23 protein-coding genes and 1 pseudogene are annotated in these 17049 nt (G+C 54.0%); all 24 read right to left on the bottom strand.

Annotated elements, in window-relative coordinates; all coding sequences use genetic code 11:
• Nucleotides 1-9: 9 nt before the first annotated feature.
• The gene (locus ACL2XM_RS03420; RefSeq protein WP_413732350.1) at nucleotides 10-360 is read right to left on the bottom strand and encodes a phage tail protein; all 351 of its coding nucleotides are present in this window, start codon (nucleotides 358-360) and stop codon (nucleotides 10-12) included.
• Nucleotides 357-3704 (bottom strand): phage tail tape measure protein, encoded by a 3348-nt coding sequence (locus ACL2XM_RS03415; RefSeq protein ID WP_413732348.1) that lies wholly within the window; start codon nucleotides 3702-3704, stop codon nucleotides 357-359. The genes ACL2XM_RS03420 and ACL2XM_RS03415 overlap by 4 nt, the downstream gene beginning before the upstream one ends.
• Nucleotides 3705-3739: 35 nt before the next feature.
• Entirely contained in the window at nucleotides 3740-4018 is a 279-nt protein-coding gene (locus ACL2XM_RS03410; protein WP_413733180.1) for a DUF4035 domain-containing protein, read from the bottom strand.
• A gap of 23 nt (nucleotides 4019-4041) precedes the next feature.
• Nucleotides 4042-4434, bottom strand: coding sequence for a phage tail assembly chaperone (locus ACL2XM_RS03405; protein WP_413732347.1), 393 nt, complete (start codon nucleotides 4432-4434; stop codon nucleotides 4042-4044).
• 78 nt (nucleotides 4435-4512) lie between these two features.
• Nucleotides 4513-4941 (bottom strand): annotated as a pseudogene (locus tag ACL2XM_RS03400) (phage tail protein); the annotation flags it as partial.
• 57 nt (nucleotides 4942-4998) lie between these two features.
• On the bottom strand, nucleotides 4999-5328 hold the full coding sequence (locus ACL2XM_RS03395; protein ID WP_413732345.1) for a DUF3168 domain-containing protein: 330 nt from the start codon (nucleotides 5326-5328) through the stop codon (nucleotides 4999-5001).
• Nucleotides 5325-5771, bottom strand: a complete 447-nt coding sequence (locus ACL2XM_RS03390; RefSeq protein WP_413732344.1) for an HK97-gp10 family putative phage morphogenesis protein — start codon at nucleotides 5769-5771, stop codon at nucleotides 5325-5327. Before ACL2XM_RS03390 ends, ACL2XM_RS03395 begins: the two co-directional genes overlap by 4 nt.
• The gene (locus ACL2XM_RS03385; RefSeq protein WP_413732342.1) at nucleotides 5768-6109 is read right to left on the bottom strand and encodes a phage head closure protein; all 342 of its coding nucleotides are present in this window, start codon (nucleotides 6107-6109) and stop codon (nucleotides 5768-5770) included. The genes ACL2XM_RS03390 and ACL2XM_RS03385 overlap by 4 nt, the downstream gene beginning before the upstream one ends.
• The gene (locus tag ACL2XM_RS03380; protein ID WP_413732341.1) at nucleotides 6106-6438 is read right to left on the bottom strand and encodes a head-tail connector protein; all 333 of its coding nucleotides are present in this window, start codon (nucleotides 6436-6438) and stop codon (nucleotides 6106-6108) included. Before ACL2XM_RS03380 ends, ACL2XM_RS03385 begins: the two co-directional genes overlap by 4 nt.
• A gap of 9 nt (nucleotides 6439-6447) precedes the next feature.
• On the bottom strand, nucleotides 6448-6678 hold the full coding sequence (locus ACL2XM_RS03375) for a hypothetical protein (RefSeq protein WP_413732339.1): 231 nt from the start codon (nucleotides 6676-6678) through the stop codon (nucleotides 6448-6450).
• Between the two features lie 49 nt (nucleotides 6679-6727).
• Nucleotides 6728-7942: a phage major capsid protein gene (locus tag ACL2XM_RS03370; protein ID WP_413732338.1), complete on the bottom strand. Its 1215-nt coding sequence runs from the start codon at nucleotides 7940-7942 to the stop codon at nucleotides 6728-6730.
• A gap of 13 nt (nucleotides 7943-7955) precedes the next feature.
• Nucleotides 7956-8810, bottom strand: a complete 855-nt coding sequence (locus ACL2XM_RS03365) for a head maturation protease, ClpP-related (protein WP_413732336.1) — start codon at nucleotides 8808-8810, stop codon at nucleotides 7956-7958.
• A gap of 15 nt (nucleotides 8811-8825) precedes the next feature.
• On the bottom strand, nucleotides 8826-10136 hold the full coding sequence (locus ACL2XM_RS03360) for a phage portal protein (RefSeq protein ID WP_413732334.1): 1311 nt from the start codon (nucleotides 10134-10136) through the stop codon (nucleotides 8826-8828).
• Nucleotides 10136-11881, bottom strand: coding sequence for a terminase large subunit (locus ACL2XM_RS03355; RefSeq protein ID WP_413732332.1), 1746 nt, complete (start codon nucleotides 11879-11881; stop codon nucleotides 10136-10138). The genes ACL2XM_RS03360 and ACL2XM_RS03355 overlap by 1 nt, the downstream gene beginning before the upstream one ends.
• Nucleotides 11835-12299 (bottom strand): phage terminase small subunit P27 family, encoded by a 465-nt coding sequence (locus ACL2XM_RS03350; RefSeq protein ID WP_413732330.1) that lies wholly within the window; start codon nucleotides 12297-12299, stop codon nucleotides 11835-11837. The genes ACL2XM_RS03355 and ACL2XM_RS03350 overlap by 47 nt, the downstream gene beginning before the upstream one ends.
• A gap of 143 nt (nucleotides 12300-12442) precedes the next feature.
• Complete coding sequence (locus ACL2XM_RS03345) at nucleotides 12443-12781, bottom strand: HNH endonuclease signature motif containing protein (RefSeq protein ID WP_413732329.1); 339 nt, start codon at nucleotides 12779-12781, stop codon at nucleotides 12443-12445.
• Nucleotides 12782-13193: 412 nt separating this feature from the next.
• Complete coding sequence (locus tag ACL2XM_RS03340; protein WP_413732327.1) at nucleotides 13194-13373, bottom strand: hypothetical protein; 180 nt, start codon at nucleotides 13371-13373, stop codon at nucleotides 13194-13196.
• 186 nt (nucleotides 13374-13559) lie between these two features.
• A complete protein-coding gene (locus tag ACL2XM_RS03335) occupies nucleotides 13560-13754 on the bottom strand; it encodes a hypothetical protein (protein ID WP_413733179.1) in 195 nt (64 codons plus the stop codon).
• Nucleotides 13693-14007, bottom strand: coding sequence for a hypothetical protein (locus ACL2XM_RS03330; RefSeq protein WP_413733272.1), 315 nt, complete (start codon nucleotides 14005-14007; stop codon nucleotides 13693-13695). The genes ACL2XM_RS03335 and ACL2XM_RS03330 overlap by 62 nt, the downstream gene beginning before the upstream one ends.
• Nucleotides 14004-14246 (bottom strand): hypothetical protein, encoded by a 243-nt coding sequence (locus tag ACL2XM_RS03325; RefSeq protein ID WP_413732325.1) that lies wholly within the window; start codon nucleotides 14244-14246, stop codon nucleotides 14004-14006. The genes ACL2XM_RS03330 and ACL2XM_RS03325 overlap by 4 nt, the downstream gene beginning before the upstream one ends.
• Nucleotides 14246-14785 (bottom strand): glycoside hydrolase family 108 protein, encoded by a 540-nt coding sequence (locus tag ACL2XM_RS03320; RefSeq protein WP_413732323.1) that lies wholly within the window; start codon nucleotides 14783-14785, stop codon nucleotides 14246-14248. Before ACL2XM_RS03320 ends, ACL2XM_RS03325 begins: the two co-directional genes overlap by 1 nt.
• Nucleotides 14782-15009, bottom strand: coding sequence for a hypothetical protein (locus ACL2XM_RS03315; protein ID WP_413722677.1), 228 nt, complete (start codon nucleotides 15007-15009; stop codon nucleotides 14782-14784). The genes ACL2XM_RS03320 and ACL2XM_RS03315 overlap by 4 nt, the downstream gene beginning before the upstream one ends.
• Nucleotides 15006-15437 (bottom strand): hypothetical protein, encoded by a 432-nt coding sequence (locus ACL2XM_RS03310; RefSeq protein WP_413722676.1) that lies wholly within the window; start codon nucleotides 15435-15437, stop codon nucleotides 15006-15008. The genes ACL2XM_RS03315 and ACL2XM_RS03310 overlap by 4 nt, the downstream gene beginning before the upstream one ends.
• Nucleotides 15438-15738: 301 nt before the next feature.
• Nucleotides 15739-16812 carry a DNA-methyltransferase gene (locus tag ACL2XM_RS03305; protein ID WP_413732321.1) on the bottom strand — a complete coding sequence of 358 codons (1074 nt, stop codon included), beginning with the start codon at nucleotides 16810-16812 and terminating at the stop codon, nucleotides 15739-15741.
• Nucleotides 16813-17049: the final 237 nt, after the last annotated feature.

Below are 17049 nucleotides of genomic sequence, written 5' to 3'. Positions count from 1 at the left end.
GTTTTGCCCTTATGGATGAAAAGCAGTTTCGAAAGTGGCGGTCAACTGATACATAGGCTTACCGCGGGAGTTATTCCCCAGCGCGGTAACCTGATGGGTTTTGCAAATATACAATCCCAACTCAAATAGCGGATTCCGCCACTGGAATGCGATGTAACCCTTATGAGAACGGATAAAATTGCGGATCGGAGAAATGTAATCCCAATCCCCGACAAACGTCAGTGGCCAGCTATCAGACTCACCATTAATTCCGTCGCCGGAACGCTGGGTATAGCCATCCCCAAATTGCGTTTCCCGCACGCGGAGGGTGACTTCCCCCACGGGATTGATGCGCGCGGGAAAGTTAAAAGTGTCGATCATATCCGCCCCTTGATAGCCCGGCTAATGACACCGTTTTGCCCCAGATCTCTATCACGCAGCGCGCGGTACCGCTGATCGACAAACGCGCCGATCTCGCTACCGAATTGCTCCCATCCCGTGCTGCTTTGGGTTGTGGTATTGCCATTGTTATCAATACTGATATAGACCTGGGGCGCGCTGCCGGCGCCGGCGGTAACATTGCCACCACCTACTGCCCTTACTCCCAGTGAACCATCTGCTGTTCGGGTCAGAGGCATAATAGCCTCTTCACCGGCTTCCCCCATAAGGCCGGCGCCTTTGGCAAACGCAAACAGCGTTGGTTGATTGACGATACTATTGCTATACGCGCTCAGGCTGGGCGAGCTGTAGGCGCCGCCCTTGGCGTTCAGGCTCAGATTACTGTAGGCACCGGTATTGAATGCGGTTGATGTTGATGCGCCAGCAGTACTACCACCGAAATAGCTGCTCACGCCGCTGACGATTGAGCCGAAAAGACTGCTGCCGGAGTTGCCCTGGCCAGCCATTTGGACAACCGCCATTTGCAGAGCGACTTTTTCGAGAATCTGGAGCACGGATATGCCCCAAGACTTCCACGAACCTTTATTGCCCTCCAGCATCGAGGTAACGCTGGTAAAAGCACCATCCAGCGTACTGGTGACGCCCTGCGACACCGTGCCAGCAATATCGGTTATATTGTCCAGCCAATTCCGATACCCCCTGGTGGCGCCGGCCATCCAGTCAGCTTCAGCATCCGAGGTAGCCTGGTATTTTTTATTCAACGCATCCAGCGCGGCAGAGCGCGCCGCAATCGCTGCTGCGCCCTGGTCAGTTTTATCGAATACGCGCTGCACTTCCTGCCGGTCATTAAAATATTGACGGCCCCGATCACTCATTCCACGCGTTTGGGTTGTAAGGGCCGCATCATCCTGATATTTCCGGGCGGCATCGCGCAGATCCTTAAGTGCGTCGATTTGCTCGCGCTGCTTACGGACATTTTCATCCGCTCGCTGGGTCCATATAGCCAACTCTTCAGAAGAGGCACGGATAGCCTTGCGCTGCTCGTCTGTCCATTTTGTCCCGGCCTGATGCGCCGCGGCATACAAATCTGCTGCCTTCTCCCCCTGGGTGGCACGCACCTGCTGAACCTCAGTCGCAACACTCAGATCGGCCATTTTGCGGGAGTACTGCTCCGCCTGGCTGGCCGCCTCCCTGACTGCTTTGTTCTGGGAGGAAGTAGCAGCAGTATCGACCTTTTTGGCCGCGGCCGAGGCAGCATCCTTTTGCGCGGCCTGGTCTTTGTTATTGATATAAGTGGTATAAAGCGCGCCGGTTAATTTCAGGTCTTGCGCTTCATAGACAAATTGCTGATGCTGTTTTGCCAGGCCGGAAAGGCTTGCCAGCTCATTATCCCGCCGGGATCGCTCAACTGCGGTGGCTTGTTGAGGGGTTGCCGATGCAGTTGATACCACAGGCCCCTGATACGCACCCGCTCCGAATCCGGCGCGCTGGGTAAGAAGGTTATTACCCAGCGACATCAGCCGGTTAAATTCCGAATAAGCCCCGTTCATCATGAGCGTGGACTGATACAGGCTGTTTTCGTTGGCGGCCTGCTGGCGCACCAAGTCAATGCGCTGTTGCTCCGTCGCGTTCAGGGCAGCCAGCGTTTTATCGTGCTCCGCGCGCATCTGGCGCAGCCGATCTTCTTCGGTGGCCAGTTTTCCCATGATGGTGTCGATACCGGATTGCAAGTCCGTGGTATTGACGCCCGGGGAGGGATTCTGGAGCTGCTTTTGATAAAACGCGATGGTGCTGGTAAGGCTATTGACCTTATCTTGCTGATCTTCTATCAGGTCAGTTTGCGCTTTAAGCGAGGCACGAATTTTATCGCCGGTGTCAGCCACACCGGAGAGCGATAAAGTGCTTAATTTGGCTTTGATGCCATCCAGGGATTTGGCATATTCCAGCGCGGACGCCGTAGCCTGTTCCTGCTGCTGGTACATCGTGTACCAGGCGCCGGCCCCTAATAATACTGCGCCTGGTATTCCCCCAACCAATGAGAGAAGCCCGGACACGCCTGCCCCGATGCGGCTGGTAACAGAAGTCAGGTTATTGAGTCCCGTTTCGGATAAGGCAACAGCCCGATTCGACTGCACAAGAGCCGTATTAGCGGCAATCATCGCGCCGCGTTTTTCGATCAGGTTTTGCGTCGCCAGCATTGACGCATTCGTGCCTTTAGCGACATTGGCTTCAGCCAGCGCCAGGTTATAGGCAGATAACGCGGCGCCGGCATCTGCTACAGCCTTGCGTTGTGTTTGCGCGGCGGCATAGACCTGGGCGCTGGCAATGCTGACCTGGGCTTTGTAGTTCTCCAGCAGCTTACCAGTGGCGGTGCCGATACTGCCCGCCATGTTGCCAAAGTAACGCGCAGCACCGATGGCCACCAGCGTGCCGGTGACGTTGGCCACTGTGCCCATATTGGCGGCGAGAGCATCAAGCGCGCCGGACAACTCCGTGGATGCGCCTACGGCATTATTTTCTTCCCCCACCCAAGCTTCGAAGGAATTTTCGACCTTTTGAGCTGAACCGCTTATCGATGCCGGTAAAGTGGCAAACTCTTTTCGCAACTGCTCAACGTTGGTCAGCAGCGGGATAATTTTATCCGTCGTCAACTGGCCGTTGTTCGCCATGGCGCGCAGACCGCCAACAGTCGTATTCAGCCCCGCAGCCAATAATTTAGCCAGGCGGCCGCCATTCTCCATGATGGCGTTGAATTCTTCACCACGCAGGACACCGGATCCAATCGCCTGGCTTAACTGCGTAATAACGGAGCTGGCTTCCTCAGTACTTGCGCCAGACAGCTTCAGCGACGTAGCGACGGTTTCTGTCACTTTTGCTACATCGGACGAAGCATATCCCGCGTCTCGCATGGACTGCGCGATACGGGCGTAAAGGTTGGTGTTCGCCTGGATGGTTGTGCCGGTACGCTGGCTGATAGCCATCAACTGGGTTTGCGCGGTTGCAAAATCCTGCGAGGATGTGGACGCCAGGCGTAGGCGGCCGCTTAACTGGTTCCACGTATCCGCATACCCGATAAGCTCACGCACGGCAAAAGCACCGGCAAAGGCACCAGCCATACCGGTTGCGGACGCTTTGACGGATGCCAGTTGCGAGTTCAGTTCAGCAAGGGCGCGCTGGGTTTCCCGTGTGGCCGCCGCTGCCTGGCGGCCGCCGTTCTGCATTGTTTTGTAATAATCGGCCCCCATACGGCTGGCGCGGGCGATCTCGGTCTGGAACGAACTGGAATTGGCCGAGATTTTAATAATCAGTTCGCGCAGCGTAGCCATTTTTCACCCATAAAAAAACCGCCGAAAGGCGGTGATTAACCTGCAAGATTACTCAGAAACGCTTCAAAGGCGGCGGTATCGCCGCCGCCGTCCGTGGTCTTGTTTTCTCCCCAGTGCAAAATGACATCCTGAAGAGAAACCTTTCCGCCCTGCGAGTTGAACGTGGCGGCGGCGATCTGGGCCGCCTGTATATCGCCGCGGATATCGCCAATAGGGCTGCGGCGGTCATACTCGATCCACATCTTAAGCTCGCTGGCCGACATGGCGCGCTCCAGTTCCCCAAGTGTCCGCCCCAGCCGCAGCGCCAGCGACATCATGAAAAAGTTGAGGGGGTCAGCTACTTTTTTTCGGTTTCTTCCTGCGTCAGACCGAGTTTAAGTGCCTTGGCCAGCAGGCGGGCATGGACGGGACCGTAAATGCCTTGCACCAGCTCGGTGTCTGCCTCTGAAAATACCGGCTGATCGTCTTCATCAAGCAGCACGTCAATAAACAGGACAACATCCGCCTGGATATTGCGGTGCGTTTTTTGAGACTCGGTTAATTTTGTCTCCTCTTCCCCTTCCGGGGCTTCTGGATTAATGATCGATCGCCACTTCGCCCAGGCTGGGCCGGAGGGTTCCCGGATTTTGACCTTAGCGTTTTCCCATTCTGGTACCGTTTCCGTGGCAGTGCGGAAACCAGCAAGCGGAGCAAGCACCTGTTCGCGTAGCGATAGTGTTTTCTTTGCCATGAGTTATTTTTCTCTTAATGATGATTAAGGGTGGAAGCGGACCGGCGGCAATAAATCTTAAGGAGCGACAGGGGCGGCAATAGACACAGGCTTGCCCTTCAGGCGAAGGGAGAACGTAGCCGCGACCACCCCCGACGTCTCAGACGTCCAGGTATGTTGGCGTACCTCAGAGATAAAGCTGAAGCCATTCCCCGACGGAAATACCACCTTAAAAGCGTAGGTTTCGTCATTGTCATACGCCGTGCGCAGTGCATCCTGAGCCGGGTTGCGGTAAAAATTTCCCGACAGGGATACCTCCGCCGGTGCCGGCAGGCCATTGATATTTTCCGTTTCCGTTGAACACAGGGTAGTAATATCAATGTCTGATTTCTGTCCAGCGGTGAACCCGATTTGCTTAATGGTGCATTCCAAATCCAGCATTACGGCATCTGCGGCGGTCTCGGCGGTAGCAGGTAACGAAGAAATGGAAATTTTGGTACCCTGCGTTTTTTCGGCAAGAGCTGTCATGGTTTTCTCCAGGCATAAAAAAACCGCCATTCGGCGGCATGATGTTAAATAGGTAGGCTACTGCCAGATCTGCACTTCAAGCGTGGCGCGGTATAGTGCGGTGTCAGGCTCATAGTCTTGTAGCTCCATGAGATCCACCGGCAATAATGGTTCAATGCGGTTGCGCGCCTGCTGGCGAATAGCCCGGGCCTCGTCAATGCTTTGCGCATAGACATCAATTTGCAGGGATGATGCCGACGCGCCCTGACCACATAACACCTGGTCATACGTTGTGGACGGCAGGATAAAAATCACATAGGGCACAACAGTACCCAGCGGCGCGACGTAGGGAAATACCTGACCGTCAGCCAATGGTCCCAGGAGGGTGTACGCTTCGGCTTCAGTCATTTTGACAGCACCCTATCGATTGCCCGGTTTAGTTCGGCAAATGCCGCTTCCGCTGCAGCTCGTTCCCGCGCATCAAATGCCGGTCGGATAAAAGGATGCGACTGCAATTTCGAGGTGCCTAGTTCGATAAAACGCCAGTAAAAAGCATTATTTCGATTTTTGGCCTTCATCGAGTTATCGCTGTTACCTGTCCGGGGATTGGTACCGCGCACATGCACCCCGGAAACGATACCGCCATCCCGATCGCGCTGGGTAATCACCACGATATTTCTCGCCAGTTTTCCGCTACGCTTCGGCGCTCGCTTTACGGCTTCGTCTTTAAATACGGTCGCGCCGGCGCGGGTTGCGTCGCGCATCACCTTGCGGTTTTCTGCCTTACTGAGCGCCTCCAGTTCCTTACCGATATCCAGCAGGCCGGAGAAATCGAGATTTGTATCGATCACTTTTTCACCCCTTTTTTACACAGCAATTCCAACCGGGTGCCGTTCTCGGCGGTGATTACAGATTCGATATCATAAATCTCGCCGTGGCCGGTCGGCGGCCGGTGCTCAATCCGATTTGCGCTGGTAATTGGCACCGCCGCGTAACGGCGCATCCAGATCCGCACTGTCGTTTCCGATTGTTCAGCCCCGGAATTTAGTAACTCGCTACCGGAAATATCCGTCACCTCGGCGCGCACAGAGGTAACATCCTCCCAGCCAGTAGCCGGTTGCCCAGAAGGAAGCCGACCGGTTGCCGGCCGCTGGATGGTCACCCGGTGCCGCATTCTCCCCGCTTTCATAGGCCATAGATCCTGTAAGGTTGCAGTAGTGCATCTACGGCAAAATCCAATGATGCGCTGGCGTTGTTGGTGCCGACCACTACAGCCTCACGGTTGGCATACCAATGGCCGATCAGCAGCAACATTGCCGTTTCGATATCTTCGCCATACAGCAAGGCGTCTTCGTCGGCCTGGTACAGCGGATCATCTGCGGATTCATATAAGCGGCGCTGGGTATAATTCTCCACATAGAGAGCCGCCGCCTTAATGCGGGCTTGCAGCCAGGCATCATCTTCGGTGAATTCCGGCTCGATATTGCAGTGGTGCTTTACCTGTTCAGCCGTTAGCATGGCGTCACCTTATTTGGTTTTCGCCTTAGCCTTAGCATCAGCCTCGGCCGGCGCATTTTCCTCAGCAGGTCCAGTTTCAACCGGTTTTTCTGCCGGTACGTCAGCCGCCACCTCAGTGACCGCCTCGGCATAACCCTTTTTGATCAACTCCCGGCCGTGCTGTTCGAGCGTTTCAAACTCCTGGCCCGCCAGCACAACATCACGGTTTAAATAAATGGGCTTTATCGCTGTCATTTTCATGATTCAATCCAGAAAAAAGCAGCCCGGAGGCTGCTATAAGTTAGTGGGATTATTCGCCGGAAACCGGTACCGTGAAATTGCCATAAATAAAGGCTTCCGGGCGATAAGTCGCCAGCGCCAGACGTTCTTCACAACGAATCGAAATCATGTTCTTTTCAAAGTCGTCGGCGTTTTCCGTACTGATCACCACATTGGCTTCTTCACGGTCAAAGATTTGCGCCGCGCTCCGGAACGCCCCGCACAGGAATTTACCCTGGAACGCCGCGGCCTCGGTGGCCACCACCGGCATACCCCACAAAGTAGGGCCAGTAAGCGCCGCCGGATTGGACAGAATATAGCGGCCCAGCGTGTCTTTGGTCAGTTCGATCTTGGCCCAGTCGATAAAGTGCAGGACATGGCCGTCGCAGGGCACGCGCGCCAGTTGAACCTGCAGCATAGCCAGGCGCAAATCATCGATCCCGTTTTGCTGGGCAACCTCGAATGCAGGCGCATACGCGGTGGCCTGCGGCACAATGCCGTCGAGATGCGCGCCAGTGCCGTCGCCAAACAGGATTTCCTGCTCTTCAACATATTTCAGGCCGTAGCGCAGTTCCGCATCAACGGTAGTCTGCAGGGCCGGCATATCATCCAGGATCTGCTTGGCCGCCTTGAACATGTGCGCAATGGTGCGTACCGGCGTGATTTTCTCAGCAAAGGCAATATCGCTATACGGCTTAGCGGTGTTTTCCGGCACTGCCTTGGCGTTATTGGTGAAGCCCGTTTGCTGTACCCAGTAAATGGTATTGGAGATAGTGCGGCCTGGCGCGATCAGATCCCGGATAAACAGGCGCTGTTTCAGCCGTTCCAGAATACCGGGTTGACGATCCACCGGAACAATCTGCCCAGGGATGTTTACCGACAATAGCGCGGCATTCACCGGGATATTGACGCGCTTACCTCCTTCGATGCTGGCGGCAAATGCCTTCAGCGCTTCGGAGCTGACCACGGTCGAACCGATGGTTTCGATAACCGTTTTGGCGTTCGCTAGCGGCATTTGCGCCACATGCTGCTCCAGATCACCCAGCGCCGCCTTGAGGGTTTTTTCCGCTTCGCGCAGCGCATTAAGTTCAACCGCCATTTTATCAACGGATTCTTTCGTCTGGGCGGACAACTGGCCGGAGTTCCGTGCCTCAGCAAGGGCTTCCTCCGCCTTCGTGTTGAATTTTCCGGTCGCATCTTCGATGCTTGCCGTGACTTTTTTCAGCAGATCATTTACTTCAGACATAGTGTCTCCAGAATTATTGGCACGCCGCCGTCAGGCCGCTTAAAGCAGCTTTCAGACTGGCTAAGGTTTCATTTTCGATATTGGTAGCGCTCGGCGTACCGGAGGTATCGGGCTCAGCGCCTGGCGTGAGCCCCGTTAAAGCTTTCAGTAATTTGCGGCGCTCGGTGCGCGGGGTGTTGGCCTTTGCCAGTAACGCATCCAGTTTGCGCAGCGCGGCGGCGGGACTGTTGTCTCCGTCCTGGATTTCGTCGGCGGGCAGTAGCCGATCGGCAAAGCCTTTTTCCACCGCATCGCTGCCGGCGATATAGGTTTCGTTATCCATCATATCGGCCACATCATCGGCGGCGAGGCCACTACGGGCGACATAGATATCCCCCATGGCTCGGTCGAACGGCTCCATATCCGCCGCGGCGCGCTGCAGGTCGTTGCGATTGCCCATCACCACCACCCAGCAGTTGTGGATCATCAGGAACGCCCCGCGCCCGATTTGCACCTCGTCGCCGGCCATGGCAATAATCGACGCGGCGGAGGCGGCGATACCCAGCACTTTTACCGTCACTTTGCCGCTGTATTCGCGCAGCAGGTTGTAAATCGCCAGGCCCTCGAACATATCGCCGCCCGGGGAATTGATATTGACCGTGACGTCTTCGCCATCCATTGATCGCAGCACGCCGGCGATGCGCTTAGCGGTGACGCCCTCGCCCCCCCAGTCCTTGCCGATCACGTCAAACATGGAAATGGCGTTATCTGTGCTGTCGGCCGCTTTCAGCCCGCCATTCCAGCGGTCCACCGCACCCGGCACCAGCTCACAGGAAACCCGCGCGCAGGGGCGCCCCGCCGGCGCAGCCGGAAGGCTTTTAATTGTCATGAGATTTACTCCAGATTAAGCGACTCGGGTCTTGTCCTGATTTTGCGGGGTAGTCTGACGCTCGGGGAACAGCCAGGATTCCAGGGCCGCGCGGGCACGCTCGCCGCTGGCCACGTTATCCTTACCAAGCTGATCAAGCGGAGTCAGGTTCAATTGCACCGTATAGATATCACCGCCATCGATGGGCGGCAGGTTTTCCAGGCGCCGGACGTCGTTACGGCTCATCCAGCCATTTTGTAATGCCGTAGTGTAGAAGGCCGAACGCCCGGCGCTGTCCGCGCGTAGCAACCCTTCAACAGAGAATTCAGCAAAATAATCCTCATCGTCGTTCAATAAGCACCGGGAAATTTCCTGCTCGATATTGACCAGCAACGGGCGCAGCGTATTCGTCAGGAACAGCAGGTTCATCCCTTCCACGCTGGACGCCCAGCTGCTTTGTTTATCCACATGCCCCACCATAAACGGCGGCACCCGGAACCACCGGCAAATTTCCTCGATACTGAACGCCCGGCTTTCCAGCAGTTGCGCTGATTCCGGGTTCATGGTCACGTTTTGATAGGTGAGTTTATTTTCCAGTACCATCAATTTGCCGGCGTTTTTTGAGCCGGCGAAGGTCTGGAGGCTCTTACGGAGCCGTTCACGCTGTTCTTTGGTTAACGCGGTTTCCGATGATAGAAAACCGGTACTCTGCAGCCCGTTTTCAAATATTTTGGCCGCTGACTCATCCACCGCCAGCGCCGCGCCGAACACATCCCGCCCGGTATGCATCGGCATCATGCCGCAGACACCATCCAGGCCAAAGCCGCGGATATGCATCATGCGATCGGTGGGGATAATTCGTTTATTGCCGTTCTCGGTATAGGTATATTCCAGCATGCCGCTATCGAGCCGCTTCACCAGCATGTTTTGCGGCAAGAGCGGATTCAAGGAAACCACTTTCGAGCCTATCATCAGCTTTTCGACAAACGCATTACCGCGCAGACAGATGCTGGCCACCACCATCAGCATAAAGCGCGAGGGGGTCATTTCCAGATTGGGGCGCCGGCACAGGACTTTATAAGCCGGGTGATCCTGCGCCAGCTTGCGCGAACCATCCGCCTCGCGCCGGTAGACTTTCAGCGGCAGCGTTGACGTGGATTCACTGAGCAGCCGCACACAGGCCCATACCGCCGCCAGGGCCATGGCCTTATCGGCGGTCACTACCTTGCCGCTGCTACTGGTTCCATACAATTCCTGCCAGAAAGTGCCATTCGTCAGGCTGATCGGCACGCCCAGCCAATTAAGGAGCGTGGATTTTATCCGCCCCGGTTTGTTGTTCCGTGCCATCAGGTACCTACTATGATTGGGTCATCAAAGAAACCATCCAGATCGCCTTCTTCCTCGATCTCCGCATCCTCGGCGGCGCCGATAGCCATCGCCGACGCAACAACGCCATCGATTCGCCCGGTGCTTTTCTTCTTGGCGAAAATGCGATTATCCTTTTGGTCAGCTTCAAGCACCGCCGAAGCGGCATTCCAGCGCAAGCAGGGATTACGGCGAATGATGATCGTTTTGTCGTTCAGTTTTTCTTCAAAGACTTCGATTGACCGCGGCATCCACAGCCCTGATCCCTGCGCTTTGAAATAACCCTGTCCGTGCGGTATAAGCACAACGCTGACGGATTCTTTCTCCAGCTCCGGTTCCAGGTATTTAATGCGGTACTGGTCAAACGCGAGGCACCGGATATTAAACATGGCCGTCAACTCGCCGATACGCACCGCCACGAAGCCATAGTTCACCGCCTTGCCGGGCGGCGCGTGGACATAACCGTCGCGCACCCAGCTGTCATAAGGCACATGGTCAGTCTTGGCGCGGTCCAGCATCGTGTCTTTTGGTGTCCAGAACTCCACGAATAATTTGCGCTGTTTGGGGAAAAACAACGCCAGCGCGGTAAGGTCGCGGGAACCTGAAAGATCCAGGCCGCCATAGCATTCCTCGCCCTGTAACTCTTCCAGGGCATAATCCCCTTCACAGCTCATCCAGGTATCGCTGTTAATCCAGGGATCGGCGGCTTCCACCCATTGGCAGAAATTGAGCCGGCGGACCGTGCTTTCTTTCGAGGGCATGCCGCGCGCCTGGGTAACCTGCTCACGCAGATATTTCAGCTCGAAGGTATACCCCAGAGAAGGATTGGCCTTTGGCCAGCAAGCTTCGTCCTTAAAAGGATCGTCGTCTTCGTCCAGCGAGCAAATAAAGCTGAAAAAACTGTCATCGACTAAATCACCGGCAGCTACTTTGCGGCCATATTCGTGGTACTCAAAGCAGACGCTGGTTTTATCGTGGCCGCTGTTGGTTATAAGAAATATCAGCGCCTGGCGCCGTCCTTTGGTGCCAGCGCGCATCATCTCCACAACCTGATTGGTTTTGTGCTCGTGTACTTCATCGATCAGCGCGCCATGCGGGCGCGGTCCGGACTGGCCGTCGTCCGAACTGATGGGTTTAAAGAAGGAACCGGATTGCAGAAATGCCAGATTCCATTCTTTGCCTGCCCCGCCCGACTTTGTTATGCGCTTCGTAAGGGCTGGAGATTGGTCCACCATGGTGACCGCATCCCGGAACAAGATCATGGCCTGGTCTTTTTTGGTTGCCGCGGCATAAACCTCAGCACGTGGCTCCTGGTCAGCCATCAGCAGATACAGGCCAATGCCGCCGGCTAGGGGTGATTTTCCGGAGCCTTTACCAGATTCGATATAGCTCATGCGAAAACGCCGGGTGCCGTCCGGGCCTTTCCAGCCGAATAACGATCCGGCGATGAAGCATTGCCAGGGTAAAAGGATAAATGGCTGTCCTTCATGCTCGCCGCCGTTGAGCTTCAGCACTTTGGCGAAGAAATCTATTACCCTCGTGACTGCTTCAACATCCCAGACCAATCCGCGCTTTGGTCCTTCCTCCAGATCGCGCAGATGCCGTGTGCATGCGGCGCGAATATCAGGACCGGCCAGGATCTTCCCGGCCGTTACATCCAAAGCATATTGTGTTGCCGGGTCAGCCGAAGAACCGTTCGAGCGGGTCTTTTTCTTTTTTACCGCCATCGACCTTTACCTTTGTCCTTGCCGCCGGCGTGAGACCGAACTCAATTAAATACCCTTTGAAACGGCGATCCGCATCGGCTAATTGTCCCACTGCGGGGTGCCCCTTAATCAGAAACCCGCCGTCAGTTTCCACTGTATAGGTGTTCCCTTCTGTATCAATTTGATTACGTAGACGGAGGATCTCTGCATACAGATCGCAAAGGCGTTCCAATGCCATGGTATCGGCAACAGTCAATACGCCCATTTGATCAAGCAGCAAGGTCAGTCGGCCCCAAGCAGCCTTGCCCCAATCGGACAAATACGCTGGCGGGCTTGGGATTTCCCTTGGGGGCTTCGGTTCGTCTTCGTTAAGAGGACGCTTGCCCGGGTTACCGGTGACGATCTTCAAGTGTGTTGGTTTTGGTCGGCGTCCAGCCATGGAAAACCTCCCAAAAAAAAGTTTTCATTTCGCGGTTGTGCACAAAAAGCAGGCTGCTCGGTCCTCAGGAGGCTAAGCCCTGAACTTTCGACCCGCCCTCCCCGTTGAGAATGGCTCTCATTTGATGCCGGTGATAAACGTTTTCATTTGCGCCAATGTGAATTGGGATCGAGTGGTATGCCATCCTCGGTGCATCCCGGCATGATGCCGCTCTTCTCCATGCGCTGCTTGGTAGAGTCGTGATGCTGTTTACATAGCGATTGCCAGTTCTTTCGGTCCCAGAAGAGTTTTTGCGCTTTGGTAATAGCCTCGGCATTGCCGGATTGCAGCGCGTCCTTAAGTCGGTGGGCAACGATGTGATCAACAATAGCAGCGGCCACGACTCGGCCCTGCCGCTTACACATGACACAGAGTGGATGCTCACGCAGGAAAGCCAGGCGCATCCGGTCCCACTTGCTGCCGTAGATGCGTTGTTCTTTCATGCTATTTCCAGCATATCAAGAGCCGCCATCGACACTCCCCAAGTTGAGCTGAAAGGAATTGATGATGGCTTTACATGCATAATATTGACCGCCTGCTTCCAAATGCTTTTAATACCATTCAGTCGTAGAAAATGGTGTAACTGCCTGAATCTAAACTACTGTCATCTTTGTGAATGCTATAGCATTATTTAGAGCTGCCTAACCATTGCCAATATACAGGGCTTGCTGACTTATACGCACTCATCGCAAAAATAACTGAAATGGACCGTTTCTATGATTCAGGTAAAAAAACTTCATTAAATTCATTACGCTGTTTTCGCATTGATACTCAATACATATCACAATAAAAAAGCCCCGCTAGTGCGAGGCTGACTGAACATAATAAAAAGTCTTTCGGGCGGTTAGATTTTTCTTACTGACCAATCGTATACCATGTTTCGCCGCTTTTGACTTGCAAGAAGGCATAGGTAAATGTCTGGTTTTGTGTGTCAATGCTAGTTATGACACCGCCACTGGGCGGAACATATTCACCATTTGTGGCTTTCCCAAAAGTATTTGCACTCAGACGAACACCCTCAATTTTAGTTTCCATAGTTCCCCCTTTCGTAAATAACCAACATACTTAGCTCAATCAAATATAGCAAGTTTTCCGTGGGGGCTTGTGCATTATCAGACTCACTCGTAAATGCACATTTCAAGGCAATCTCAAAAGATTGCGTTCGCAATGAATTTTATATTAGAAACCAACATGCCTGCTTATAATCCAGTTGTACATGAGTTATCTAGCTACATCTGAACAGTTAGCCTCCACCGCCTTGTCATGAGCCAGGATGTCCTTTTTAGTACGCGGGTCGAGTGTTTTAATATCGTCAGGCGTTAGGCGGATGATCCTTACCCAACTGCACGCCGTATCAACGACTACCGTCTTTGTCTGAGGGGTAGGAGTATTTTGCGAGCAACTCGCTATCAACATCAGCGTCAGACATATGGTTAACGTTTTCCTGAACATTGGCGGCCTCAGTTGTTACGGTAGTTTGCCGGGTGGCCATATCCTGAATGGTCTGCTTTTCTTCCTCGACCTTCTCGACCTTTGCGACGTTCTCAGCCGTAGCCTTTCCTTTCGAATGTCCAAGGCCAAATGCAGTTGCGATAATGCCCACCAGCGCGGCCAAACCTGCGCCAATCACGGACAAGTGGGAGAATATCCAGGCGATTATAACTGTCATAGTCTTGACCCTTCTTGTGGTGGGGGTGGCGGCGGCGCGTCGGTGGCGATTTTCTTGTTGATGGAATTGGCGCCAAGGGCAATACCCATGTAGGCAACAAACATCCATTCAGAGAGTTGGAGGTTGTAGGCGTACCAAGCAACAATGCCGGTAGCCACCAGGAAACCCAACGTTGCATGAGTCTTGCTCATGGATATTGACCCATCGCCTGAACTGCGCAGGATATCGAGAATTGACATTACGCCACCCTATTGGCAAGCCAGCCATAGACAAACGTCTCGTTGGCGGCCCGGCTTTCAGCCAGTTCGATGTATTTCGCACCCTGCAGGCAATTAAGCGAGCGCAACATGATCACGAGGCTGTTTGTGCCGCGGGACGAAAGGTACGTTTTCAGCGCGGTGATAGTACGCGGACCTACCTGTCCATCAGCAATCAGATCCGGATATAGCTTGCCCTGATTGTTCATCGCGTTAAGGCTTCGCTGAAGAAACTTAGCCGCGACCGATGGCCCCATGTTTACGCCGGTATCCGTCAGTTCCACAGCAATCGGCATAGAGACCTGGGCGACCTGATCGAACCGTGGGCCAGTCCAGTAGTCGGCGTCCAAGATGGCGATGGCCTGCAGCCGGGTCAGATTCTTCATATCGCCGGTGTAGCCATGTGCGCGAGCAGTTGTTTGCGTGATACCCCAATTTGTCGGGCCACCAGCATCGTCAGGGTTATCAACGTAGCCGCCTTCCCTGCCGATAATCTCGTTGAAAATATCGTCTTTGGTCATTTGTCATTGTCCTCTACGGCCTGCTTGACCTTATCAGCTGTCTTGTCAGGCAACTGAGCGATCGCTTTATCGCGGGCCTCTGCGCGCTGGGCGAACTGCGCTTGTGCAATGCAATAGCCACTCACTACCCCGCCGAGGTGTATGCCCAGCGCTACGCAGAACAACAAAACCAGCATTCGCCAGGTGATGGTCAGTTCGCTGTTTTTGAATTCGAGGTGAATCATCGGGCGGCTCCCAATTCAGAACGTAAGCGTGAAAGCTCTTCTGACATCGTTTTATTAACGGCGGTCAGCTCGTCAACTTTGCGGGTTAAATAGATCTGCGAGCTTTGAATAATCTGCAGTTCAGCTTTCGTCGCGGCGAGGTCTTGATAATATTGCCGGATCAGTTCATCTTTCTTTTCAATCTCGACATCACGAGCCTTGAGGTCGGCATTGCGTGCTTCCAATGCTATCTCCAGTCGGTCGATATATTTACCCTGTTTTTCCAGAGTGTCCGACCACTGTTTATCGTTCGTGATGAGAGCCTTGCTGCTTGACAGGAATCTGCGGCCAAAAGCTGCGTAACCTCCAGCACCGAATATGATCGAAATGAATCCGCCTATAGCCGTTTCTTTGGAAAATACTGAAGACACCAAGGCATTCCAATCCATAGCAGGCTCGTTATTTACCCGGTCACCCGGTGTATGTGGGTAAAAGCAGTCCACCAGCCAGGATGGCAAGGAAAATACTGGGCGGACCGAAAATGAAAAGCTCTTTGTCAAAGGCACTCAGAAGCATGCCTATTGCAGAGAGCTACTTTTTGGATGAATGATCAGCCCACAGATTAGTCACACTGACCACCACTGTGGCTCACCCCTGAAAGGTTCTGTGGTTGAAGTACGCCGAGCGTGGCGCGGGAATAAAAAAAGCCGCCTGGTTAGGCAGCCTCATTTCGGTAAAACATCGGTACGTTTATTTAACTGACGTCATTTCGATCTCTTTGCGGGTCTTCAGGAAACGCTCTTCCTCCAGTTCAACCCCTATCGATTTTCTTCCAAGCGCTATTGCGGCTTTTACCATTGCCCCGGACCCCATAAAGAAATCGGCCACCACATCGCCTGGCCGACTGCTGGCCTGGATAATATGTCGCATCATGTCGGCCGGCTTTTCGCAGGGATGCTTGCCCGGGTACGATTGTACCGGCGGGAACGTCCAGACATCGGTATAAGGGACTTCTTTCGTTACTGCGAACGGTCGGCGCAGATTCTGATATTGCTGGCGCAATTCGCCGTATTCCTCTACCAGTCTGGAGTAGGTCTCGCTCAGCGCATCATAACGTTCACGCAAAGAACAATGAAGCCCCGCCAGCGGGCAAGCTAAACCGGCGGCGAGCGCCTTTTTAGCGAACAGCTTTTGCAACGCGGCGTATTGCTCTGGTTTCGGTAGTTGCCACTGACTTTCGGAAAACCAGTGAGAACACATCTGCGTGCCGGTTGCCGCGTTGATTTCCGCAGCTGAAATATTCAGGGCAGCGCGGGCATTGCGAAAGTAATCAATTAGGGGCTTAAATACCTGGGCTTTGAGCTCCTTGCATTTACTCGCGTACCCCACTTGGCCCTTTGCATATCCCTCTGCGCCATAATGACCAGCGAATATGATCCGCTCCGTTGCAGGGAAGAAAGATCGCAGATCTTCTTTGCGACAACCTTTCCACTGCCCAGATGGTTTCGCCCATATGATGTGGTTGAACACGTCGAAGCGTTGGCGCACCAGCAATTCGGTATCTGACGCCAGGCGCGAGCCGCAAAACAGATACATGCTGCCAGCCGGTTTCAGTACTCGCCAAAACTCCACCAGCATGTCGTCCAGCCAGGCCAGATAATCTTCAACACTATCCCACTGCCGATCCCATGCGAGCGCTTTAACCCGGTAGTACGGCGGGTCGGTGGCAATCAGATCGATGGAGTTATCAGGAAGCGTTTTGATGTAGCTGAGGGAATCCGCGTGAACGAGCTTAGCACTGTTTAAATTAACAGTATTTTTCATAGACCAGAAGCGTCCTTTTTGATAGGCTCACTTTGCTGTGTGCACATCAGCAGTGGGCCTTGGTTCGCTTGTGATCCCCGATACAGGCGAATGGCGGTTTTGGTGTTAGCGCACCATCACCGCCGCCCATTTCACAAAGAAAAAGCCACACCTGAGTGCGGCTCTTGAAATCAAAAATCTGGCATTGTTGACAAAAATATTCAGCGATAAAGGCATAATATATTATTTAAACTTAGG

The sequence above is a fragment of the Sodalis sp. RH20 genome (assembly GCF_047324205.1).
In the GTDB taxonomy this organism is placed as follows: Bacteria; Pseudomonadota; Gammaproteobacteria; order Enterobacterales; family Enterobacteriaceae; genus Acerihabitans.
The sequence above is the reverse complement of the archived record's forward strand: the minus strand, read 5'-3'. Positions and strand labels throughout refer to the sequence as shown.